General features: G+C 65.8%; 18 protein-coding genes. 7 read left to right on the top strand and 11 right to left on the bottom strand.

What is annotated here, in order from left to right; translation table 11 throughout:
- Window positions 1-36: 36 nt before the first annotated feature.
- Both A1D30_RS04295 and A1D30_RS04290 read right to left on the bottom strand, forming a co-directional pair.
- On the bottom strand, window positions 37-3,549 hold the full coding sequence (locus A1D30_RS04295; RefSeq protein WP_063459548.1) for a UvrD-helicase domain-containing protein: 3,513 nt from the start codon (window positions 3,547-3,549) through the stop codon (window positions 37-39).
- Window positions 3,546-6,143, bottom strand: coding sequence for a PD-(D/E)XK nuclease family protein (locus tag A1D30_RS04290; protein WP_063459547.1), 2,598 nt, complete (start codon window positions 6,141-6,143; stop codon window positions 3,546-3,548). Before A1D30_RS04290 ends, A1D30_RS04295 begins: the two co-directional genes overlap by 4 nt.
- 109 nt (window positions 6,144-6,252) lie before the next feature.
- On the opposite strand from A1D30_RS04290, the gene trxA reads away from it, so the two are divergent.
- From trxA to A1D30_RS04265, 5 genes are all read left to right on the top strand, one after another.
- Window positions 6,253-6,585: a thioredoxin TrxA gene (gene trxA, locus A1D30_RS04285; RefSeq protein ID WP_008906761.1), complete on the top strand. Its 333-nt coding sequence runs from the start codon at window positions 6,253-6,255 to the stop codon at window positions 6,583-6,585.
- A 271-nt stretch (window positions 6,586-6,856) separates the two neighbouring features.
- Window positions 6,857-8,119 (top strand): transcription termination factor Rho, encoded by a 1,263-nt coding sequence (rho, locus tag A1D30_RS04280; protein WP_063459546.1) that lies wholly within the window; start codon window positions 6,857-6,859, stop codon window positions 8,117-8,119.
- A gap of 92 nt (window positions 8,120-8,211) precedes the next feature.
- Window positions 8,212-8,466, top strand: coding sequence for a type B 50S ribosomal protein L31 (locus A1D30_RS04275; RefSeq protein ID WP_008906759.1), 255 nt, complete (start codon window positions 8,212-8,214; stop codon window positions 8,464-8,466).
- A gap of 108 nt (window positions 8,467-8,574) precedes the next feature.
- On the top strand, window positions 8,575-10,275 hold the full coding sequence (locus tag A1D30_RS04270) for a hypothetical protein (protein ID WP_063459545.1): 1,701 nt from the start codon (window positions 8,575-8,577) through the stop codon (window positions 10,273-10,275).
- A complete protein-coding gene (locus A1D30_RS04265; protein WP_063459544.1) occupies window positions 10,275-11,642 on the top strand; it encodes an MATE family efflux transporter in 1,368 nt (455 codons plus the stop codon). Before A1D30_RS04270 ends, A1D30_RS04265 begins: the two co-directional genes overlap by 1 nt.
- Here the strand turns inward: A1D30_RS04265 and phoR are convergent.
- The 7 genes from phoR to pstS form a co-directional block, all read right to left on the bottom strand.
- On the bottom strand, window positions 11,596-12,939 hold the full coding sequence (phoR, locus tag A1D30_RS04260; protein WP_063459543.1) for a phosphate regulon sensor histidine kinase PhoR: 1,344 nt from the start codon (window positions 12,937-12,939) through the stop codon (window positions 11,596-11,598). The two genes, A1D30_RS04265 and phoR, sit on opposite strands and share 47 nt — an antisense overlap.
- Window positions 12,940-13,076: 137 nt before the next feature.
- Complete coding sequence (phoB, locus tag A1D30_RS04255) at window positions 13,077-13,787, bottom strand: phosphate regulon transcriptional regulator PhoB (RefSeq protein WP_063459542.1); 711 nt, start codon at window positions 13,785-13,787, stop codon at window positions 13,077-13,079.
- A gap of 20 nt (window positions 13,788-13,807) precedes the next feature.
- Complete coding sequence (gene phoU / locus A1D30_RS04250) at window positions 13,808-14,509, bottom strand: phosphate signaling complex protein PhoU (RefSeq protein WP_063459541.1); 702 nt, start codon at window positions 14,507-14,509, stop codon at window positions 13,808-13,810.
- A 91-nt stretch (window positions 14,510-14,600) separates the two neighbouring features.
- Complete coding sequence (pstB, locus tag A1D30_RS04245; RefSeq protein WP_063459540.1) at window positions 14,601-15,383, bottom strand: phosphate ABC transporter ATP-binding protein PstB; 783 nt, start codon at window positions 15,381-15,383, stop codon at window positions 14,601-14,603.
- Window positions 15,384-15,444: 61 nt separating this feature from the next.
- Window positions 15,445-16,299 carry a phosphate ABC transporter permease PstA gene (pstA, locus tag A1D30_RS04240; RefSeq protein ID WP_082836311.1) on the bottom strand — a complete coding sequence of 285 codons (855 nt, stop codon included), beginning with the start codon at window positions 16,297-16,299 and terminating at the stop codon, window positions 15,445-15,447.
- A gap of 33 nt (window positions 16,300-16,332) precedes the next feature.
- On the bottom strand, window positions 16,333-17,352 hold the full coding sequence (gene pstC, locus A1D30_RS04235) for a phosphate ABC transporter permease subunit PstC (protein ID WP_063459538.1): 1,020 nt from the start codon (window positions 17,350-17,352) through the stop codon (window positions 16,333-16,335).
- A 79-nt stretch (window positions 17,353-17,431) separates the two neighbouring features.
- A complete protein-coding gene (gene pstS, locus A1D30_RS04230) occupies window positions 17,432-18,454 on the bottom strand; it encodes a phosphate ABC transporter substrate-binding protein PstS (RefSeq protein WP_063459537.1) in 1,023 nt (340 codons plus the stop codon).
- A 266-nt stretch (window positions 18,455-18,720) separates the two neighbouring features.
- On the opposite strand from pstS, the gene A1D30_RS04225 reads away from it, so the two are divergent.
- Together A1D30_RS04225 and A1D30_RS04220 are read left to right on the top strand one after the other, a co-directional pair.
- Complete coding sequence (locus A1D30_RS04225) at window positions 18,721-20,199, top strand: Ppx/GppA phosphatase family protein (protein ID WP_063459536.1); 1,479 nt, start codon at window positions 18,721-18,723, stop codon at window positions 20,197-20,199.
- Between the two features lie 52 nt (window positions 20,200-20,251).
- Window positions 20,252-20,767 carry a hypothetical protein gene (locus A1D30_RS04220; protein WP_242421781.1) on the top strand — a complete coding sequence of 172 codons (516 nt, stop codon included), beginning with the start codon at window positions 20,252-20,254 and terminating at the stop codon, window positions 20,765-20,767.
- 85 nt (window positions 20,768-20,852) lie between these two features.
- On the opposite strand, the gene A1D30_RS04215 is transcribed toward A1D30_RS04220, so the two are convergent.
- Together A1D30_RS04215 and ppk1 are read right to left on the bottom strand one after the other, a co-directional pair.
- Window positions 20,853-21,317, bottom strand: coding sequence for a histidine phosphatase family protein (locus A1D30_RS04215; protein WP_063459535.1), 465 nt, complete (start codon window positions 21,315-21,317; stop codon window positions 20,853-20,855).
- The gene (gene ppk1 / locus A1D30_RS04210) at window positions 21,314-23,509 is read right to left on the bottom strand and encodes a polyphosphate kinase 1 (protein WP_109790890.1); all 2,196 of its coding nucleotides are present in this window, start codon (window positions 23,507-23,509) and stop codon (window positions 21,314-21,316) included. The genes A1D30_RS04215 and ppk1 overlap by 4 nt, the downstream gene beginning before the upstream one ends.
- Window positions 23,510-23,524: the final 15 nt, after the last annotated feature.

The following is a 23,524-nucleotide window of genomic DNA, read 5'->3' as shown; positions in this document are numbered from 1 at the left end:
GGGGGGCGCTGCGCTGCCTAGCGACGGAAGGACCCGTCAGAACAAGGAGCCTTGCGGAGAATCCGCAGGCCCCGGAGCGGCGCGGGCGCGCTCGGACTTTGCGGGGGCGACCGGCGCAGCGGGGGCGAGAGTATGCCCCACTGCGGGCGCCAGGGCGCCCGGCGCCCCTGCCGCACCGGGCACTTCGCCCACGGGCACCAAGCGCCCATCGCCCGTGAGGAAGGCCGCATACACAGCCTCGCCCGGCATCAGCGCCGACACGGCTTCGCGGTAGCGCTGCAATTGCGCCACCAGTGCCTGCTGGCGCTGGGGCTGGGCAGCGCTTTTGTAATCCAGCACCCACCAGCCTGCCGTGGTTGCAGCGTCGTCGGCATGTGCTGCGCGGCGCAACACCAGGCGGTCGATGCGCAGGCTCTGGCCCTGGTAGTTCAGCGGGGCCTCGTTGATGGCGGTCTGCACCTGGGCGGGGTCCCAGGCCCAGGCGCCCTCCCCGGCCAGGATGCCCTGGGCCATGCGCGCAGCCAGCTCGGCGGCGGCGGGGGCGATGTCGTGGTCGCTGGCCAGCCGGCCGATGCGCGCAGCGGGCCAGCCGTGGGCGCGCAGGTCGGGCAGCGGGGCACCGGCCACACCGGCCTGCTCCAGCAGCTGGTGCATCGCGTCGCCCTGGCGCGACAGGGGCGTGGAGTCGCCATCGCCGGGCATGGCCACGGGCGCCGCGCCACTGGGGTCGGCAGTGGCCGCTGCCCCCGGTTGGGAGCGGGCGCTTTGCAGGGCCTCAGGCAGAGGCTGCAGCGCGGCGATGGTGAAGGTGCCGGGGGTTGCCTCTGCACCTGCGGCAGGTGCCGGGGCGGTGCCCGCCTCCACCTCAGTCACCAAGGGCGCCAGCCGGTTCCACCAACTGCCCGGCGCCGAATTGCTGGGCAGCACGGACGACAGCGCCAGGCAGTGTTTGGCACGCGTCATGGCCACGTAGAGCATGTTCAGCTCCTCGCGGCTGCGGGCCTGCTGCTCGGCGGCCAGCGCGGCTTCTGCGCTGGGCGGAGGGGTCGATTCGCTGGCCAGAAAGACGAAAGCCGCAGGCACGGCCTGCTCGCCCGGCCAGTCCACCAGCACGCCCATGGTCTCGGCTTTCTGTGGGCGGGTGTCGGTGTCCAGCAGCAGCACGCAATCGGCCTCCAGGCCCTTGGCGCCGTGCACCGTCAGCAGGCGAATGGCCTGCGCATCGGCCCGGCCGGGGGCGCGCACGCCGCCTTTTTTCATGGCCCGCACAAACGCATAGGGTGTGAGGTAGCGCCCCCCATCGTGCTGCAGTGATGCCGCCAGCAGCGCGCGCAGATTGGCCTGCACCGCCTGGCGCTGGGTGACCGGCGCGGCGGCGGCAAAGCGGGCCAGCACGTCGCCGTGTTCGTAGATGGCATGCAGCGCGTCGTGCGGCGGCAGGCTGCTCACCCAGGCTTGGTATTGGTTCAAAACAGCCCCTACCGCCTGATGGTTATGCCCTAATAGCTCACTTTTTAATAGCATATCAAACCAGCTACAGCCCGCATGTTCCGGCTGGCGGCGCAGCACAGCCAGCACCACCAGGGCGTCATCGCCCAAACCAAACAGAGGCGACTTGAGCGCCCGCGCCAGCGACAGATCGTGTGTGGGCGAGACCAGCACATCCAGCAGCGCCACCATGTCCTGCACCTCGGGCGCGTCGAACAAGTCGGCCTTTTCGGGCTGCACGCAGGGCAGGTGCAGGGCGCGCAAAGCGTCTTGCATGCTGGCCAGGCGGTCGCGCTTGCGGGCCAGCACCAGCACCTCTTTGGGGGGCGTGCCGCTGGCGATCTGCGCGGCCACCCAGGCGGCGGCCTGGGTGCATTCGCGCATGCGCAGGGTTTCTTCGGCCTCGTGGCGGGGTTCGGTCAGACTGTCACGCCAGGCCAGGGGGTCGCGCGCAGCACCTTGGCCGTCGTCGTCCGCATCGGTGATGGCGGGCAGGCGCAGCAGCTGGCCCGTGTGTATGGATTCGGTGGTGTGGTCGCGAAAGCCGCTGGTCTCCTGCTGCGCCTGGGCCTGGCCCATGACGGCGTTGACGGCGCCGATCACGCCCTGCGCATTGCGGCGAGTGTGGTCGCAGCTCAAAAGGTCACCGCCCAGGCCATCCTTCACAAAGGCCTGCGCAGCAATAAACACCTGCGGCTCGGCGCGGCGAAAGCGGTAGATGCTCTGCTTGGGGTCGCCCACGATGAACACGCTGGGCGCGGCAGCCCCACCGCCCGAACCCGCGTAACCCGCCAGCCACGCGTGCAGCGCCTGCCATTGCAGCGGGTTGGTGTCCTGGAACTCATCGACCAGCAGGTGGCGGATGCGCGCATCGAGCCGCTCCTGCACCCAGCCACTGAGCACGGGGTCGGCCAGCATGACCAGGGCCGTGCGCTCCACGTCGTTCATGTCCACCCAGCCGTGCTGCTGCTTGACGGCCACAAACTGCGCAATCAGGCAACGTGCCAGCCGGGCCATGCGCTGCTGGTGCTGCCAGGCCTCGTGCTGGCGGCGTGCGGTAAGCAGGCGCTGCAGCTCGGGCTCGGCTTCTTGCGCGGCGGGGAACTTCTCGAGGTTCTTGGAGAGGCGGTCTTCCTTGGCCACGAACATCGCTTTGCGCAGCATGTCCAGGCGCTGGTTCACATCCGCACAAGCCAGCGCGTCGATGATGGCGTCGGCCGCCTTTTGCGGGGTCTTGTTGGCCTCGGCCCCCAGGGCGCTGGCCCAGTTACGCCAGCGTTGCAGGGCGGCCTCGGTCCGCAGGGCCTCGGCGGGCTCGGCCAACGCGGCCAGGTCGGGGTACGCCTGCTGGAAGGGTGGCACCGAGGCATCGACCACGCCCGCTTCGTCGGCCAGGTCAAATTCCACGCGCTTGGCCAGTGCCGCTGCCAGGGCCTTGTGCGTTTGCGAGCGGCCGTGGCGGGCCACCACGGCTTCGTAGTCGGCGCGCAGGCTGACGCTGTCTGCCACAGTCTGCAAAAACGGGGGCCAGACCTCGCGCACAGCCTCGGCATCGTCTTCGAGCAGCTCAAAGTGCGCAGGCAGGCCTTGCTGCTGCAGCAGCGCCAGCGGGGCTGTGCCCAGCAGCGCAGCAAACCAGCTGTGGAAGGTGCGGATCTGCACGGGGCGGCCTGCTTCGAGCAGCTGGCGGTATAGATTTTGTAGCGCCTCGCGCTTTTCCAGAGCGCCCTGGGGGCTGATTCCGCGTGCAATCAGCTCGGCCGTCAGTTCCTCCAGCGGCTTGTGGCTGAATTGCTCCAGCCATTCCTGCAGGCGCTGGCGCATTTCGCCTGCGGCCTTTTTGGTGAAGGTGATGGCCAGGATTTCATGCGGCGCGCAGCCATCAAGCAGCGCCCGCAGCATGCGCGAGACCAGCATCCAGGTCTTGCCCGCACCCGCGCAGGCCTCCACCGCCACGCTGCGTGCGGGGTCGCAGGCAATGGCATAGAACGCCTCGCGCGAGACGAGGCGGCCGTTGTGTTCGTAGGCAGCCTGGGCGGGTGGGGAATGGCTCTCGGTCATGGCGTCTCTTGCGCGGGCAGCGCCTGTTCAGCGCCTGCCCAGTAGTCTTTGCGGCACAGGCCGCGCACGGCGCAAAACTCGCACACCGAGCCCTCGCCCAGCGCGGGCAGCGGCGCGCCAGCGGCGATGCGGGCCATGTCGTGCTGGATGCCTTCGATCAGCACGTCGCGCAGGTGCACCACGTCGTCCTGTTCGTGCAGTTGTGTCTCGCCTCGCTCACCGACGTTGACGTAGGCGGCGCGCAGGGTGTCGTGGCTCAGCAGGGCTGCGTAGAACGGCAATTGCGTGTCTTCCGCTCCGCTCTTGATGCGCTGGCGGGTGACGCTGTCGCTTTCGGTTTTGTAGTCGATGACCAGCACCGTGGGCTCGCCGGTGGACGAGACGCCATCAATGCGGTCGAGGGTGCCGACCAGCTCCAGGTCGCCCAGTGGCTGTCGGGCCTTGACCTCGGCCTGGCGGAAGGTGGCGCCCTGCTGCTCGTGCCCGGCCAGCCACTGCAGGTAGCCATCGCGCAGTTGCGCCCAGCCGGCGGCAAAGGGCAGAAAGTCGCCGTCTTGCAAACGCTGCTCGCGGGTGACGGCTTCTGCAGCGGCGTCCATGCGGGCACGGCGCTCATCGGGGTGGTCGGTGGGCTCTGCCAGCAACGCCTCGTGAAAGTGCTGCAACACGGCGTGCAGCCAGTTGCCAAAGTCGCGCTTGTCCACTTCGGCGTCCAGTTCGTCGGCCTCGCGCAGGCCCAGCTGGCGCTGGGCAAAGAAGCGGTACGGGCAGTGGCGCAGGTCGGAATACGCGGTGGACGAGAGGTGTGCCACCGGCAGCGCCTGGCCCACAGGCTGGGGGCGCAGCGTGGGGGTGGCAGCCACGGTGCGGGCTGTACGGTCATCCGCGCCGGGCGTGGCGGCGCCGTCCAGTTGCAGGGCCAGCACCAGGGCGCTGGCCAGCAGGGGCTCACCGCCCTCGTCGCCGGTGCGCCACAGCACATCCACCACGGGTGTGCGCAGGGCGTGGGCCCAGGCGGCACGCTGGGCGGTTTCGAGCGACTGGCGCGTGGGCAGGCCCCAGGCCTCGCGCTGGGCCTGCGACCAGTCACCGGAAGGCTCAGGCGCGGCCTGCAGGCGCTTTTCATCGCAGCCCGGCAGCACGGCGGCGGCAAAGGGACGGGCCAGCAGTTGCGGCAGGGGCACCACCACCACGGGCGCATCGGCGGCCTGTGCGGCCACGTAGCGCCCGGCTTCGAGCACGTCCTTGGCCCATCGGGTGAATTCGGCCAGCGTCATGCGCCGGCCCGCGCTGTCACCCCAGGCGTCCAGCTCGGCCTGCTGGCCGTCTTGCAGGCGCAGGGCAGCCAGCACACGCATGCCGGCCAGGTCGGCCGAGAGTCCTTGCCACTGGCCCGCCTGCTCCAGCACGGCGCGCAGGGCGGGCAGCCACTGCGCCAGGGGGCGCGCAGTGCGCAGGGTGTCGCGCCAGGCCTCCACGGCGGCCACGGTGCGGGCCAGGTGGGGCTGCGCACTCAGATCCCGCGCGGTGGCGGCGCTCCAGTGCTGCACCACGCCCTTGCGCAGCCATTGCTCCAGCCGATTCACCTCGCCTGGCATCAGCGCAGGGGTGTGCTTGATCCAGTCCAGCACCGCGTTGGACGAGGCGTTCCACGCTGCGGCCTGCAGCGCGGCCATGACCCGCGAGGCGGCGCGTGTGGTGGAAAGAATCCAGCCGCTTTCATCGCGCACCAGCACGCCGCTGCTGCCCAGGTGGGCGAGCACGCGGCGAATCAGCGCGCGGTCGGTGGCGGCCAGCGCCACGGGCACACGGCCGTCGCGCACGTGGGCCAGCACGCAGGCAGCAGCGCGGTGGGCTTCGTCTTCGGCATCGGTGGCGGCGTGCAAAGCGCGTTGGGGCGGTGCCGGAGCTTCATCCGCCAGTGCTGGCAACGCAACACAAGCGCCCTGCTCGCCCCAATGGGTCAGCAAGGCCTGGGGCAGCGCGTCGGACTGAAAACCTTCGAGCACCACCAACGCATCCACCGCCGCGCGCACACCGGGCTCGAACAGCACATCGGTGGCGTGGCGCGAGGCCAGCACCCATTCCAGCGCCAGGCGCGCCACCAGGGCTTCGTAGTGCAGGCTGCTGCCTTCGTCGGCGGTGGCCAGCAGTTTGCGGGCCTCGTCACCCCAGGCCGCGCGCTGCACGGGGGGCACGGCCGCTACAGCGGGCGCCAACTGGGCGGCGGCTTCTTGCAGGGGCGTGGCCAGCATCTCGCGCTGCGCGCCCTGCCCTACACGATCGAGCAAGGCGCGGGCCGTGAGGGTGTCGCGCGCCACGTCGCCCGCAAAGTCGTCGGCCGAGGGCTCAAACACCTCCAGTTGGCGCGCCCAGTTGCGGGTGGTTTCAAAGCGCGGCGCAAAACCTTGCGGAAACTGCAGCGCCCAGTGGCGCTGGGCCCAGGGCATGAGCTGGGCGTAGGGCACCAGCACCACGGTGCGCGCCAGGTGGGCGCCCTGGGCGCTGGCATGGGCGGCCACCTGGGCCAGTGCGCGCTGCCACAGGCCCATGCTCCAGCCTGCGCACTGATCGCTTTTCGCTATGACAGTCATAGCGTCGCAGGCCCCGGCCATACCGGTGAATGGGGGATTGGTTTCTGTCACAATGCCCTGACTTTAAACGTACACCGGTCCCAACCCGCCCAAGATCAAGGAATCCGCCATGGCCAGCGAACTCATCAAACATGTCTCTGACGCCAGCTTTGAAGCCGACGTGCTCCAACCCGGCTCCGCCGTGCTGGTGGACTACTGGGCCGAGTGGTGCGGCCCCTGCAAGATGATTGCCCCTATCCTGGACGAAGTTGCAGGCACCTACCAAGGCAAGCTGCAAATCGCCAAGATGAATGTGGACGAAAACCGCGAGATCCCCGCCAAGTTTGGCATCCGCGGCATCCCCACCCTGATGCTGTTCAAGGATGGCCAACTGGCCGCCACCAAGGTCGGCGCGATGAGCAAGGCGCAACTGACCGCCTTCATCGATCAGCAACTGGCCTGATCCCCCAAGCCCCGCTGGTGCGCTGCCTGCGGGGCATTTTTTTGGGTGCATGTGGCACACACGCGGCGCCCGAGTGCCGGTGCAAGCATCGGCCCATAGCACACCCCTGAAGCACCTGCTTTTTTTCCTGTCATAATTCTTCTCGATCACCGGCCTGCACGCATTGGCAGCCGGACCAAGATCCCCGGCGGGCCGGGCCTGCAAACAGCAGCCCTTCCGGCACCAGCCCCCTCCCCCAAGATTCTTACCAGCTCCGCCAAGGAGTCACTCCATGCACTTAAACGAACTCAAGGCACTGCACGTGTCTGAAGTCCTGAAGCAAGCCGAAGAACTCGAAATTGAAAACACGGGTCGGATGCGCAAACAGGAGCTGATGTTTGCCATCATCAAGAAGCGCGCCAAGGCGGGCGAGCAGGTGTTTGCGGATGGTGTGCTGGAAATCCTGCCCGACGGCTTCGGCTTTTTGCGCAGCCCCGACACCAGCTTCACAGCGAGCACGGACGACATCTACATCAGCCCCAGCCAGGTGCGCCGCTTCAACCTGCACACCGGCGACATGATCGAAGGCGAAGTGCGCACGCCCAAGGATGGCGAGCGCTACTTTGCCCTCACCAAGCTCGACGCCGTGAACGGTGGCCCGCCAGAGCAGAACAAGCACAAGGTGATGTTCGAAAACCTGACGCCGCTGTTCCCCAAGGAACAGATGCGCCTGGAACGCGAGATCAAGGGCGAAGAGAACATCACCGGCCGCATCATCGACATCATCGCGCCCATCGGCCGTGGTCAGCGCGCACTGATCGTGGCACCGCCCAAGAGCGGCAAGACCGTGATGATGCAGCACATCGCCCACGCCATCACGGCCAACAACCCCGACGTGCACCTGATGGTGCTGCTGGTGGACGAGCGCCCTGAAGAAGTGACCGAGATGCAGCGCACGGTGAAGGGCGAGATCATCGCCTCCACCTTCGACGAGCCTGCCGCGCGCCACGTGCACGTGGCCGAGATGGTGATCGAGCGCGCCAAGCGTCTGGTCGAGCTGAAGAAGGATGTGGTGATCCTGCTGGACTCCATCACCCGCCTGGCCCGCGCCTACAACAACGTCGTGCCCTCCAGCGGCAAGGTGCTGTCGGGCGGTGTGGACGCCGCCGCGCTGCAGCGCCCCAAGCGCTTCTTCGGCGCTGCGCGCAAGGTCGAGGAAGGCGGCTCGCTCACCATCATCGCCACCGCGCTGGTCGATACCGGCAGCCGCATGGACGAAGTGATCTTTGAAGAATTCAAGGGCACGGGCAACTGCGAAATCCACCTGAACCGCCGCCTGTACGAAAAGCGCGTGTTCCCCGCCATCGAGCTCAACAAGAGCGGCACACGCCGCGAAGAGCTGCTGCTGGCGCCCGAGATCCTGCAAAAGACCCGCATCCTGCGCCAGTTCATGTACAACATGGACGAAATCGAATCGATGGAGCTCATGATCAAGAACATGAAGGCCACGAAAACCAATGTGGACTTCTTTGACATGATGCGGCGCGGGGGCTGATTTTCAGCCTGTGCAATAATAGAGGGCTTTTTCTTGCGGAAAGTACATCGGACTGGCCGGTGCGGCTCCCGCAGTTGACTCAAAGGAAGATCATGAAAGAAGGCATTCACCCCAACTACCGCGAAGTTCTGTTCTCGGACCTGTCCAACGGCTTCAAGTTCGTGACCCGCTCGTGCGTGAACACGAAGGAAATGGAAACCTTCGAAGGCAAGGAATACCCGCTGTTCAAGCTGGACACCTCCTCTGAATCGCACCCCTTCTACACCGGCACGCAAAAGTCCGTGGACAACATGGGTGGCCGCGTGGAGCGCTTCCGCAACCGTTTCGGCAAGACCGCAGCGAAGTAATTCGCCTCCTGCGTTCCCGCCAAAAAGGCAGCCCGGGCAACCGGGCTGCCTTTTTCTTTGTTTTTGCCCTTATTCTCGGTGGCTCTTCGCATTGCTGCCCACTGACGCGTGACCCCACCGACCCCCGCCATCGTTACCCAGAATGCCGTGAGCCCGCTTCCACGCTGGGCGTTGCTGCTGCTGTGCATTGCCTATGTGGTGCCGGGCTTTGTGGGGCGTGACCCCTGGAAAAATGCCGACGTCACGGCGTTTGGCTACATGCTGGAGCTGGCCCAGGGCCGCACGCCATGGCTAGCCCCCCTGCTGGGCAGCATGCCACCCGAAACCGAGGGGCTGCTGCCCTACTGGCTGGGCGCCTGGGCCATGCAGATCGCGCCCTCCTGGTTGTCGGCCGAGATGGCCGTGCGCATTCCGTTTGCCGCGCTGCTGGCCCTCACACTCATCGCGACCTGGTACGGCGTGTACTACCTGGCCCGCAGCCCCGGCGCGCAGCCCGTGGCGTTTGCGTTTGGTGGCGAGGCCCCTCCGCTCGACTATGCCCGTGCGATTGCCGATGGCGCACTGCTGGCCTTGATCGCCTGCCTGGGGCTGGCCCAGCTGTCGCATGAAACCACCAGCTATCTGGTGCAGCTCAGCTGCACAGCACTGCTCTTTTTTTCGGTGGCTGCCATGCCCCACCGCACCTTGGCGCCTGCCGTGGCGCTGGTGGTGGGCCTGCTCGGGCTGACGCTGGCGGGGGCTCCTGCCCTGGCCGCCATGCTGGGTGTGGGCAGCATGGCGCTGGTGGTGCTGGCCCCTGGCAGCAGCACCGACCGCCGCTGGCCCTGGGCACTGGGCCTGCTGGCCGTCACGTTGCTGGCGGCCTGGGCAGCCTGGGCGCTGGACCTGTGGCGCTGGCGCATTGTGGGCGGTGCTGCGGGCGGCAAGGAGTGGCAGAGCCTGGTGCGCCTGCTGATATGGTTTGGCTGGCCCGCCTGGCCGCTGGCGCTGTGGACGCTGTGGCGCTGGCGCAAGCAGATCGTGAGCCGCCAGGGCCACCGGCACCTGCTGCTGCCCTTGGGCTTCACGGTCGTGTCGATTGCCGCCACCCTCACCACCCAGCCTGCGGACCGCGCCCTGTTGCTGGGCCTGCCTGCACTGGCCGCGCTGGCCGCGTTTGCGCTGCCCACCTTGCGCCGCAGTGTGGGGGCGTTGATCGACTGGTTCACGCTGTTGTTCTTCACCGTGTCCGCGCTGGCGATCTGGGTGATCTGGATCGCCATGCAGACCGGCGTGCCCGCCAAGCCTGCCGCCAATGTGGCCAAGCTGGCTCCGGGTTTTGTGCCGCAGTTTTCAGCCCTGGCGCTGGTGGTGGCCCTGGCCGCCACCGTGGGCTGGTGTGGCCTGGTCTGGTGGCGCGCGTCCCGCAACCGCTCCCCGATCTGGAAAAGCCTGGTGCTGCCCGCCGGAGGCGCCGCCCTGGGCTGGGTGCTGCTGATGACGCTGTGGCTGCCGCTGCTGGACTATGCGCGCAGCTACACGCCGCAGGTGCGCAGCGTGTTGGCAGCCATGGGGCCCGAGCCCGGGTGCATCCAGACGGTGGGGCTGAGCCGCGCCCAGGTGGCCGCGCTGCAGTACCACGGCCAGCTGTCGCTGCAACGGGCCGGTTTGCAGGACGAGTGCCAGTGGCTGCTGGCAGACATCGCCTCGTGGCCCGCATCCGAGCGCATGGTCAACGCCGCCCTGTGGGAGCTCAAAGCCACCCTGCCCCGCCCCACCGACAAAAACGACCACCTGCTGCTGCTGCGCCGCAAAGGCCCGGCGCGCTGATGTCCGAGCGCTCCACCATCACCCGGCATGCCCTCACGGTGCTGGCCGGGCAACTGGCTGTCATGGCGTTTGGCGTGACGGACACCATCGTGGCCGGCCGCTACAGCGAAGCCTCGCTCGCCGCGCTGTCGGTGGGCTCGGCGATTTTCATCAGCGTCTATGTGGCGCTGATTGGTGTGCTGCAGGCGCTGCTGCCCGTGTGGGCCGAGCAGCGCGGTGCGCGCGAGACCGAGGGGGTGGGTCGCTCGCTGCGCCAGGCCCTGTACCTGTGTGGCGCCGCCTCGGTGGCGGGCATGGCCATCCTGCTCTCGCCCGGGCCCATCCTGCGCTGGACCGATGTGCCCGCCGCCCTGCAGCCCGACGTGGAGAACTACCTGGCCGTTCTGGCGATCGCGCTGCCGCCGGCTCTGCTGTTCCGCATCTACAGCACGCTGAACCAGGCCCTGGGCAAGCCCCAGCTGGTGACCTGGCTGCAGGTGGGCTCGCTGTTCATCAAGCTGCCGCTGTCGGTGTGGTTCACGTTTGGCGGTGCGGGCTTGCCCGCGCAGGGCGTGGTGGGTTGCGCCTGGGCCACGCTGGTCGTCAACTGCAGCATGCTGGCCCTGGCCCTCTGGCTGCTGCGCACGCAAGACCTCTACGAACCCCTGGGCCTGTGGCGGCGCATGGAGCCGCCCCACTGGCCCACCATTGCAGGCTTTGCGCGCCTGGGCATTCCGGCGGGCCTGGCGGTGATGGTCGAAGTCACCTCGTTCACGCTGATGGCACTGTTCATCGCACGCCAGGGCACGACGGCATCTGCGGCCCACCAGATTGCCTCCAACCTGGCTGCGGTGCTCTACATGGTGCCGCTGTCATTGGCCATCGCCACCAGCGCGCGGGTCAGCTACTGGCTGGGTGCAGGCAACCCGGCGCAGGCGCGCAAGGTGGTTTTTATAGGTTTTAAGCTCTCTGCGCCTGCTGGTATTTCCTTTGCAGCTATATTATTTATAGCAAAAGACCACATTGGTAGCGTGTACTCGGCCAACGCCAGCGTGGTGGCGATGACCGGGGGCGTGCTGGTATGGGTGGCCGCCTACCACGCGGCCGATGCGCTGCAGACCCTGTGCGTGTTTGTGCTGCGCTGCTACCGCGTCACCCTGGCCCCGCTGGCCGTGTACTGCACCCTGCTGTGGGGTGCGGGCCTGGGCGGCGGCTACTGGCTGGCCTACGCTGGCCGCGGCCCCTGGGCGCAGGCCCCTTCGCCCACCCCGTTCTGGGCAGCCAGCGCCATTGCGCTGGTGGTCACCGCCGCCCTGTTCATGGCCATGCTCTGGCGGGCCATCACCCCGGCAGGGCAAAACCACGCAGCCGGTTGGCCGGGAAGGTGACCGAAAACACCGAGCCCTTGCCCAGGGTGCTGGAGATGTCGAGCGTGGCGCCGTGGCGCTGCAGCACATGCTTGACGATGGCCAACCCCAGGCCCGTGCCACCCGTCTCGCGCGAGCGGCTGCGGTCCACACGGTAAAAACGCTCTGTCAGGCGCGGAATGTGTTCGGGCGCAATGCCGGGGCCGGTGTCCTGCACCGAAAACACCGCACCGCCGTCTTCCTTGCGCTCCCACACCACGGCGATGGAGCCGCCAGCGGGCGTGTAGCGCACGGCGTTGTTGACCAGGTTGGACAAGGCACTTTGCAGCTCGGTGGGTACACCGGCAATCTCGCCCTCGCTGCGCAAGGCCTCGGCTGCCGGGAAGCGGATCTCGTGCGTGCGTTGCTGGTTCTGCGTGAGCAGCGCCGACAGCGCCCGCCCCTCCTCCTCGCAGCGCTGCATCAGCGACTGCACGGGCGTCCATTCGGCCATGCCGGGCAGCGGGCTGCCTTCCAGGCGCGACAGGGTCAGCAGATCCTGCACCACACTTTGCATGCGCTGGGCCTGCTGCGCCATCATGCCCAGGTAGCGGGAGCGCTCGTCGGCGCTCAGGGGCAGGGTCTGCAGGGTTTCGACAAAACCCGTGAGCACGGTGAGGGGTGTGCGGATCTCATGCGACACATTGGCCACAAAGTCGCGGCGCATGGCGTCGGCCTGCTCCAGCGCCGTGACATCACGCGAGAGCAGCAAGGTGCGGCCGTCGCCATACGGGTGCAGATGCACCGAGATGCGCACCGGGCGCGAGGGCGTGCTCAGGCGCCCCTCCAGCACCACGTCGCTGGAGAAGTCCTTGGCCGCAAAGTAGGCCGTGAACTCGGGGTTGCGCAGCAGATTGCCGATGGACTGCATCACATCGCGCTGGGCATCAAAACCAAACTGGCTCGCCGCCATCTGGTTGCACCATTCGATGCGGCCCTGCGCATCGAGCAGCACCACGCCGTTGGGCGAGGCCTGCAGCGCCGCCAGGATCTCCTGCAGCCGGTCCTGGCTGTCACGGACCAGCGCCTCCTGCCTGCGCAGCAGGCGCCGGGCGCGGTCCGCCGCCTCGCCCCAGATGCCGCGCATGGCAGGCACATCCGACAGATCGCCCGTGCGCAGCCAGCGCAGCACGCGCACGCCGCGCAGCAGATCCCACACAAACCAGGCCCAGCCCGCCAGCGCCGCCCCCAGGGCCGCGCCCCAGGGGCCGCCCTCCCACCAGCCCAGCCCCCCGCCCGCAATCTGCCAGAGCAGGAAATACGTTATTCGCCACAGCATGCGCTCAGCAAAGCCTTTTCAAAAACACCAGGGGCGCAACGCGTGCGCCCCGTCTACAACACAAGGAACCGACTTGGACGGTATGCAGGGCCCCGGCCCGCCCGGAGCGCGGGCATGCCGGGAACGTTCACACCGGCTCAGGCCTGCTGCAATTGCACCTGTGGCTGTGCCGTGAGCCGGTAGCCCGCGCCCCGCACGGTTTCCACCATCACCGACGCGCCGCCCAGCGCCTCGCGCAGGCGCTTCACGTGCACATCCACCGTGCGCTCTTCAATGAACACGTGGTCGCCCCACACCTTGTCGAGCAGCTGCGAGCGGCTATGCACACGCTCGGCGTGTTTCATCAGGAAGTGCAGCAGCTTGAATTCGGTAGGCCCCACCTTGAGCGGCTGCGCCTGGTAGGACACGCGGTAGGTCGCGGCATCCAGCACCAGCTCGCCAATCGTCACGCTGTCACTCACCTGCTCAGGGGCGCGGCGGCGCAACACGGCGCGGATGCGGGCCAGCAGCTCCTGCGTGGAAAACGGCTTGGTGATGTAGTCGTCGGCACCGGCGTCCAGGCCCGCCACCTTGTCCGGCTCGTCGCCACGGGCGGTGAGCATGAGGATGGGAATCGGCTTGGTGCGGCTGTCGGCACGCCATTTGCGGGCCAGCGACAGGCCGCTTTGGCCCGGCAGCATCCAGTCGAGCAGGATCACGTCAGGCAGCACGGCATCCAGCTCGCGCTGGGCGGAGTCGCCGTCTTCTGCCCAGAAGGGCTGAAAACCGTTGTGGCGCAGATTGACGGCGATCAGCTCGGCAATTGCGGGTTCGTCCTCGACGATGAGGACGCGTGGGAGCTTTCTCATAACTTGCCAAAGCCCTTTCTTTACAGCACGGCCGACTCGATCTCGTCGAGGGCAGTGTGGCGCACATCCTTGCCCTTGACCAGATAGATGATCAGCTCGGCCACGTTCTTGGAGTGGTCGCCGATGCGCTCGATCGCCTTGGCCAGGAACAAGAGGTCCAGGCTGGGCGAGATGGTGCGGGGGTCTTCCATCATGTAGGTGATGAGCTTGCGCACGAAGCCGTCAAACTCCTTGTCGATGAGGTCGTCCTCCTTGAGTATGGCCACGGCCGCCTTCACATCCAGGCGCGCAAACGCATCCAGCGTCTTGCGCAGCTGGCCAGAGGCCAGCTCGGCCGCCGTGCGCAGGTCGCTCGACGGCAGCGAGCGCGGTGCCCCCCCTTCAATGATGGAGCGCACCATGCGGGCCATCTTGTTGGCTTCGTCGCCCATGCGCTCCAGGTTGGCCGTGGCCTTGGAGAAGGCCAGCAGCAGGCGCAGGTCGCGCGCGGTGGGCTGGCGGCGGGCAATGATGGACGACAGCTCCTGGTCGATCTCGACCTCCATCGCATTGATGCGGGTCTCCATCGAGGCCACGGTCTCCACGGCCTCCAGGCTGAACTGCGAAAGCGCATAGACCGCCTGGCGGATCTGCGACTCCACGAGGCCGCCCATCTCCATCACACGGGCAGAGACACTGTTGAGTTCGCTGTCGAACTGAGAGGAAAGGTGTTTGTCTGGCATTTGGCGTACAACCTCACGGTTATGAATCAAATATGGCTCTACCGCCTGTCCATAAAGCGTTAGTAGCTATAAATACAATAGCAACCATCCATCAGCCGAAACGGCCGGTGATGTAGTCTTCGGTTTCCTTGCGCTCGGGCTTGAAGAAGATCTGCTCGGTGGCACCGAACTCGATCATCTCGCCGAGGTACATGTAGGCGGTGTAGTCGCTGCAGCGTGCGGCCTGCTGCATGTTGTGGGTCACGATGGCGATCGTGTAGTCGTGTTTGAGTTCGTCGATCAGCTCTTCGATCTTGGCGGTGGACAGCGGGTCCAGCGCCGAGGTGGGCTCGTCAAGCAGCAGCACCGATGGCTTCACGGCCACGCTGCGTGCAATGCACAGGCGCTGCTGCTGGCCGCCGGACAGCGACAGGCCGCTCTGGTGCAGCTTGTCCTTCACTTCGGTCCACAGCGCGGCCTTGGACAGCGCCCATTCCACGCGGTCGTCCATCTCGCTCTTGCTCAGGCTCTCGTACAGCTTCACACCGAAGGCGATGTTGTCGTAGATGGACATGGGGAACGGCGTGGGCTTCTGGAACACCATGCCGATGCGGGCGCGCAGCAGGTTGATGTCCTGCTTGGCGTCCAGGATGTCCTGGCCGTAGAAGTTGATGGAGCCCTCAGCGCGCTGGCCGGGGTACAGGCTGTACATGCGGTTGAGCGTGCGCAGCAGCGTGGACTTGCCGCAGCCCGAAGGGCCGATGAAGGCCGTGACCTTGTGTTCGGCGATGTTGAGGCTCACGTTGCGCAGGCCCTGGAACTTGCCGTAGAAAAAGCTCAGGTTGCGCAGCTCCAGCGCATTCTTGCTGGCAGTGGCGGTAGCGGTGGCGTTCATTGTCAATTCCTGAAAATGGAGACTGTCTTGTCAGTGTCTGCAGTGAGGACAGCGGGCCGGATCAGACGCGGTTTTTCTCGCGCAAGAAGACCCGCGCCACGACGTTGAGGATCAGCACCGACAGCGTGATGAGCAGTGCGCCGCCCCAAGCCAGGCGCACCCAGTTTTCATAGGGGCTCAGCGCAAACTGGAAGATCACCACGGGCAGGTTGGCCATGGGCGCATTCATGTTGGTGCTGAAGAACTGGTTGTTCAGCGCCGTGAACAGCAGGGGCGCTGTTTCGCCGCTGATACGGGCCACGGCCAGCAGCAGGCCGGTCATCACACCGCTGCGGGCAGCGCGCAGGGTGACCATGGTGGACACCTTCCAGCGCGGCGCGCCCAGGGCAAAGGCCGCTTCGCGCAGGCTGCCGGGCACCAGGCGCAACATGTTTTCGGTGGTGCGCACGACCACCGGCACGGCGATCAGCGACAGCGCCAGGCTGCCCGCCCAGCCAGAGAAGTTGCCCACCGTGGCCACCGCGATCGCGTAAACGAACAGGCCGAGCACGATGGACGGTGCCGACAGCATGATGTCGGTCACGAACCGGGTCAGTTCCGCCGTTTTGCTCTGGCCGCTGTACTCGGCCAGATACACGCCTGCCAGCACGCCAATGGGGGTGGACACCAGCACGGTAAAGCCCACCATCATCAGGCTGCCCACGATGGCGTTGGCCAGGCCACCACCCTCCGAGCCCGGAGCGGGCGTGGACTGGGTGAACATGTTCCAGTCCAGCGCGGCGAAGCCGTTGGACAGCAGCACGCTCAGGATCCAGAGCAGCACGAACAAACCCAGCACCATGGCGCCCAGCGACAGGGTCAGGCCGATGGCGTTGGAGCGCTGGCGCTTTTTGTAGAGTTGTTGGTTGAATTCCATGGAGCTTGTCTCGATAGAGGGTTTCATGGGGGCTCAGAGGCCCTTGGCCTTCTCGGCACGCAGCAGCATGATCTTGGCGGCCGACAGCACCACGAAGGTGATCACGAAGAGCAGGAAGCCCAGGGCGAACAGCGTGGAGAGATGGAAATCTGCAGCCTCGCCAAACTCATTGGCCAGCGTGGACGCGATGGACGTGCCGGGCGAGAACAAGGACGTGGGCATGCGGTTGGCGTTGCCGATCACAAAGGTCACCGCCATGGTCTCGCCTAAAGCGCGGCCCAGGCCCAGCATCACGCCGCCAATCACGCCCTTCTGCGTGTAGGGCAGCACCACGCGGCGCACCACCTCCCAGGTCGTGCAGCCCAGGCCATAGGCCGATTCGCGCAGGATGGGGGGCACGATCTCGAACACGTCGCGCATCACGGCCGCCACGAAAGGCAACACCATGAAGGCGAGCACGATGCCCGCTGCCAGGATGCCGAAACCATTGGTGCTGCCACCAAACAGGAAACCCACCAGCGGCATGGAGCCGAGCAGTTTCTGCACCGGCATCTGGAAGTAGTCGGCAAACAGCGGGGCAAACACGAACAGGCCGAACATGCCGTAGATGATGGACGGCACGGCCGCCAGCAATTCCACCGCCGTGCCCAGCGGGCGGCGCAGCCACACCGGGCAGGTTTCGGTCAGAAACAGGGCGATGCCGAAGGCCAGCGGCACCGCGATCAGCAGCGCAATGCCTGCGCTGGCCAGGGTGCCGACGATGGCAATGGCGGCACCGAATTCTTCATTGACGATGTCCCACTCGACACGCCAGATGAACTGGACGCCAAACTTGTGAAAAGCTGGCCACGCGTAAATGAAGAGCGAGACGATGATGCCGAGCAACGCAGCCAGCACCAGCAAAGAGAGGCTCTGGGTCAGCCGATGGAAAAAAATGTCCTGAAGTCGCTGCCGCTTGGCAATCGACACCATCGACTTAGTGGGGGCGCCCGTCACTTTGACAGACGCGGGTTGTGAACTCATGGTGGTTCCCACGCTCATGTTGACTCCCATCTGGCTTCTGGAGGCCCCACAAACCAGCGCCCATCGGCCAGCCAGGCCGACCGATGGGCGCTATTTTGGAGCAGACTGCTTACTTCTTGATTTGCGACCACACCTTGGAGCGGATCTCGGCGGTCAGGCTGTCGGGCAGGGGCACATAGTCCAGCTCTGCGGCCATGCCCTTGCCGTTCTTGAACGCCCAGTCAAAGAACTTCAGCACTTCGGCCGACTGGGCCTTGTCGGCGGGGTCCTTGTACATCAGGATGAAGGAGGCCGTGCTGACCGGCCAGCTGTTGGCGCCCTTGGCATTCACCATCGAAATACCCATGCCGGGCACGCTGAACCAGTCGGCGCTGGCAGCAGCGGCGGCAAACGTGGCGTCGTCCGGGCTCACATACTTGCCGTCGGCGTTCTGCAGTTGCAGGAAGTTCATGTTGTTCTTCTTGACGTAGGCGTATTCCACATAGCCCACGGCACCCTTCACGCGGGTCACGTTGGCGGCAACGCCTTCGTTGCCCTTGCCGCCCACCGACGACGCAGCAGGCCACTTGACGGCAGCACCCTTGCCCACGGAGTCCGCCCATTCCTTGCTGACGGCAGACAGGTAGTCCGTCCAGTTGAAGGTGGTGCCGGAACCATCTGCGCGATGCACCACAGTGATGCTTTGGTCGGGAAGGGTCTTGCCGGGGTTCAATGCAGCCAGCTTGGCGTCATTCCATTTGGCGATCTTGCCCAGGAAAATCTCGGCCAGCACGGGGCCAGTCACGCGCAGCTCGCCAGGCTTGAAACCGTCCAGGTTGATCACGGGCACCGTGCCGCCGATGATGGCGGGGAACTGCACCATGCCATCCTTATCCAGGTCTGCGCCGGGCACCGGGGCATCCGTGGCGCCAAAAACAACGGTCTTGGCGCGGATCTGGCGAATGCCACCGGAAGAACCGATGGACTGGTAGTTGAGACCCGTCCCCGTTTCCTTCTTGTAGGCTTCCGCCCACTTGGCGTACATAGGGAAGGGGAAGGTGGCACCCGCACCGGTGATATCCGCCGCGAAAGCACTGCCAACGGCCAGGGAGGCCAAGGCTACAGCGACGGTTTTGAGAAATGTGCGTTTCATTATTCAGTACCTTTTGGCTAGGGTTGACAGGAACAGGCTGAACTCTAGGGCTCCAAGATGACAATTCAGTGACACAAATAGCCACTCTCAGGCCCCTGCCACACAAGTGACGATGAATGCCAGGCCGAGGTCACCCATTTGTCATAAATGAGGCACACACTCCAGTGTTCTAGAAAATCTCCCTGCTCCGGCTGGCAGGGGATTTGCTGCCCCAGCCCCTCAAAAGCTCGCGGTACGATGCCGCACGAAGCTTTCACCAGAATCACATGCAGAACGGCACACGCCTCGCCGCGGTAGACCTCGGCTCCAACAGCTTTCGCCTTGAAATCGGGCGCTATGAGTTCGGTCACATACAACGGGTGGAATACCTCAAGGAGACCGTGCGCCAGGGCAACGGGCTGGATGAAGACCGGAACCTGACACAAGACGCCATGGAGCGCGGCTGGGCCTGCCTAGCGCGATTCGGCGAGCGGCTGGCTGGTTTCCCCAGGGCCCAGGTCCGGGCTGTGGCCACCCAAACCCTGCGGGAAGCCCGCAACCGCGAGGAATTCCTGTCGCGCGGCAGCGAAGTGCTGGGCTACCCCATCGACGTGGTGTCCGGCCCCGAAGAGGCACGCCTGATCTATCAGGGCGTGGCGCGGCTTTTGCCGCAATCGGATGAACGGCGGCTGGTGGTGGATATCGGAGGACGCTCCACCGAATTCATCCTCGGCCAGCAGTTCACCCCCCATGCCGTCGCCTCATTTCGCGTGGGGAGTGTGGCCTGGTCCCAGCGTTACTTTGCCCATGGCGAATTCACGGCCCAGGCCTTCCTGGCGGCAGAAATTGCGGCCAAGGCGGTGCTGGACGAGGCACTGGCGACCTTCCGGCCCGACGCCTGGGAGGTCGCCTATGGTTCTTCGGGCACCGCAGGCGCCGTGGGGGATGTGCTGGCTGCCGCAGGCGGGCCCGAAGGCCTGATCACACGCGACGGCCTGAACTGGCTCCATGACCGCATCCTGCGCGCGCAAAGCGCCGATCGCTTGCGCATGGAGGGGCTGAAAGAAGAGCGGCGCGCCGTGATCGGGGGCGGCATCAGTGTGCTGCGCGCCATTTTTGATCTTCTGGAAATCAACGAAATGCAGGTGGCGCAAGGCGCCTTGCGCCAAGGTGCGCTCTACGACCTGCTCGACCGCGAACAACCCGGGACCGACCTGCGCACCACCACCGTGAACGGGCTCATGCAGCGCTTTGGCGTGGACACGGAGCATGCGGAGCGGGTGGCGCGCACGGCCTGCGCACTGTTCGACCAAGCCGCCCCCCAAGGTAGCGAGCGCGCATCGCGCAAGGTGGACTGGGCAGCCCGCCTGCACGAAATGGGCTGCCTCATCTCGCACAGCGACTCGCACCGCCACGGTGCCTACATCCTTGACAACACCGATGCCGCTGGCTTTGCCGTGCCCGAGTTGCATCGGCTTGGCGTGCTTGTGCAAGGGCAGCGAGGCAAGGTCCGCAAGCTCGGCGTGGACCTGGATGACCCCATCTTCGTGCTGCAGCTGCTCTGCCTGCGGCTTGCCGTGGCCCTGTGCCACGCGCGCCGCGACCCAGACACCGCCGGCCTGGCGCTGCAGTGCAATGGACAGCGCTTTTTTGTCCGCACGCGGGCAGGCTGGGCCGCTGCATACCCACAGTCCGCACACCTCCTGCGTGAAGAAGCACAGGCCTGGCAAAAAACGCCTTGGGAGCTACTCATTGACCTGCCGTAGCAATCGGCAATAAACTATATAAACTGTTTATACCGTTTATTGATTTATTGCCATGACCAACGCTCTCTCCGCACCCAGCACTACGCCCCCTCCAGCAGCATCCGCCCCTGCGGCACAACCTGCCAAGGCCATCAAGCCCGCCAAAGCAGCCAAAACTGCAGCCAGCGCCGCAACGAAGCCCGCCAAAAAGGTCGAAGCCAAGAAGGCCCCTGCCGCCAAAAAAGCTGTGGCACCCAAGGCACCCAAAGCTGCGGCGCCAGTCGCCGCCAAGGTAAGCAAGGACGTCAAGGCCAAGAAGCCCAAGCTGGTGCGCGACAGCTTCACCATCCCCAAGGATGAGTACGCAGTGGTTGAAACGCTCAAGCAGCGCGCCGCCACCCTGGCCCAGCCAGTCAAGAAGAGCGAGTTGCTGCGAGCGGGTCTCAAGGTGCTGGCGGGACTGTCTGACGCTGCGCTGCGCAGCGCATTGCAGGCCGTGCCCTCCATCAAGACGGGACGCCCCAAGGCAGAAATTGAAGCCACCAATGCCGCACCGGTAGCAAAGGCCGGCGCAAAATCCCGCAAGTAAGGCAACGGCGGTCGTACAGCCGCTGGACGAGCGAGCGAGGGCGAATGGGCGCTCCGCCCGCAGCCTCCTCTTCTCGCAGCGCGAGCTAGAGGAACTCCGGTGATTGCACCGTCAGAAGCACCGTCTGGCTCTGGTCCAGCCGCTGGCGCTGACGCAGCCACCACACGGCGCCTTTTCGGACTGCGCATTCGGCGGCCTGCAACTCCAGCAACTGGGCAATGGTCTGCCCCAGCACAGGCTGGTGTCCGACAACCAGCACCGCACCCTTGGCGCGAGGCCACTGGGCCAGCTCCAGCAGATCCTCGACGCTTCCGCCGGGAAGCAGTTCCGCCCGCATCTTGAACTTGCGCCCCAGAGCGTTGGCGGTCTGCTCGGTTCGCCGTGCGGGGCTCGCCAGCACACGCAGCCCCTCTGGCAGTTGCCGGTCCAGCCATGCAGCCATGCGCGCCGCCTGCTTCTCCCCCCGGGAGGTCAGCACCCGCGCCAGATCATCACCGCCGTCCGAAGCCTCTTCGGCCTCAGCGTGACGCCACAGGATCAGATCCATCATGCCGTCCTTTGCTCGACCCGGGAAATGGCCGCAGCGGGTCCGTAGCGCACCATCAAGGCATTCTGCGCACCCAGCCCATCCACCGGGCGCGGGGCACGGTCGTAGGTGCCACGCGCGTTGAGGGTCCAGGCGTCGCGGTCATCATGCAGATAGGCGACCAGGCATTCGTCCACGATCTGCTGGCGCAAACCAGGGTCCGTGATGGGCCAGGCCAGCTCGACACGGCGCATCATGTTGCGGTTCATCCAGTCGGCACTGGATAGATACAGGTCTTCCTCCACGCCCGCACGGAAATAGAAGACACGTGTGTGTTCAAGAAAACGGCCGATCACCGAGCGCACGCGGATGTTGTCCGTAATACCTGGCACCTGGGCGGCCAGCATGCAGGCACCGCGCACAATGAGGTCAATACGCGCTCCGCGCTGCCCCGCGAGGATCAGTGCGCGAATCAGCGCCTCATCCGTGAGGGCGTTCATCTTGGCGACGATCCGCGCGTCCTCGCCCCGGCTTGCGGCCTGCCCGACCTGCTCGATCTTGTCGATCATGCGGCGGTGCAGGTGAAAAGGCGCCAGCATGAGCTTGCGCAGCTTGGGCGGGCGATTCTGGCTGGCCAGGTGGTTGAACACCCCGTCCATGTCGGCGGTGGTTTCCTCGTCGGCTGTCAAGTAGCTCAGATCGGTATACAGCCGGGCCGTGCGCACGTTGTAGTTGCCGGTGGAGAGATGCCCATAGCGCCGCAGCTGCCGCCCTTCCCTGCGCGTGACCAGCAGCATCTTCGCGTGCGTCTTCAGCCCCACCACGCCATACACCACCTGCGCGCCAATCGATTCCAACGCTTCGGCCCAGTTGATGTTGGCCTCCTCGTCAAAACGCGCTTTCAGCTCCACAACCGCCATGACCTCCTTGCCCCGGCGCACCGCCTCGGACAACAGGTCCATAAGCTCCGAATCCGCGCCCGTGCGGTAGATGGTCTGCTTGATGACCAACACCTGCGGATCGTTCACGGCTTCGCGCAAGAAGGCCAGCAGGCCATCGAAGCTCTCAAAGGGCTGGTGGATCAGCACGTCCCGCTGGCGCAGCTGGTCCATGATGGACACACCTGGCTGCAACTGGCGCGGCCACGACGAACTCCAGGCCGGGAACAGCAAAGCAGGGTCGTTGACCAGGTCCACCAACTGCGTCAACCGCACCAAGTTCACGGGTCCATGCACGCGGTACAACGCGGCAGCCGGAAGGCCGAACTGCGCCAGCAGAAAGTCCGACAGGAACTTCGAGCAACCGGCAGACACCTCCAGCCGCACAGCCTGCCCATAGTGGCGGTGCTGCAACCCTTGGCGAAGCGCAGTGCGCAGGTTGCGCACGTCCTCCTCGTCCAGCGCCAGATCGGAATGGCGTGTGACGCGAAACTGTGAGAACTCGGTGACTTCCCGGCCTGGAAAAAGGTCCTCCAAGTGCGCGCGGATGATGCTCGACAAACTGACGAACAATGCCTCGCTGGGCGCCACCTTCGCAGGAATGCGGATCAGGCGTGGCAGCGCACGCGGCACCTTCACAATGGCGATTTCGTTTTCGCGCCCGAAAGCGTCGTGCCCCTTGAGACGAACAATGAAGTTCAGGGATTTGTTGGCAACCTGCGGGAAAGGGTGCGCTGGATCCAGCCCCACAGGAATCAGCAAAGGGCGCACTTCGCGCACAAAGTAGTCATGCACCCAGCGCCTCTGCTCGGGTGACCTATCACCATGGCCAACGATACGAATGCCATGCTGCGCAAACGCGGGCACCAGGGCATCGTTGTACAGGGTGTACTGCCGCTCCACCAGATCGTGGACCTTGATAGAGAGTGCCTCGAATGAACCTACGGTGTAGGGCCCCTTGGTTTCGCCCTTTTTGGCCGCAGTGATGTGGGGTGCGGCGCGCACCTCGAAGAACTCGTCCAGGTTGGATGACACGATGCACAAATAACGCAGCCGCTCCAGCAGCGGCACGTCCGTGCGCACGGCCCAGTCGAAGACCCGCTCGTTGAACGCCAGGATGCTGTGGTCACGGTCGAGGAACATGGCGGGCGGCGCCCCGTCGTGGGGCGCCTCTGGCGCGCGCCCTTCTTCGGGCTGCGGCGCCCGGGATGCGTCTGCCACAGTGTCTGAACGCTCACGCTGCACGGACACAGCATCATTTGGAAGCAAGGGCAACATGGATACGCAAACGCA

It is taken from the genome of Acidovorax sp. GW101-3H11, from assembly GCF_001633105.1.
Classification (GTDB): Bacteria; Pseudomonadota; Gammaproteobacteria; order Burkholderiales; family Burkholderiaceae_C; genus Acidovorax.
The sequence above is the reverse complement of the archived record's forward strand: the minus strand, read 5'-3'. Positions and strand labels throughout refer to the sequence as shown.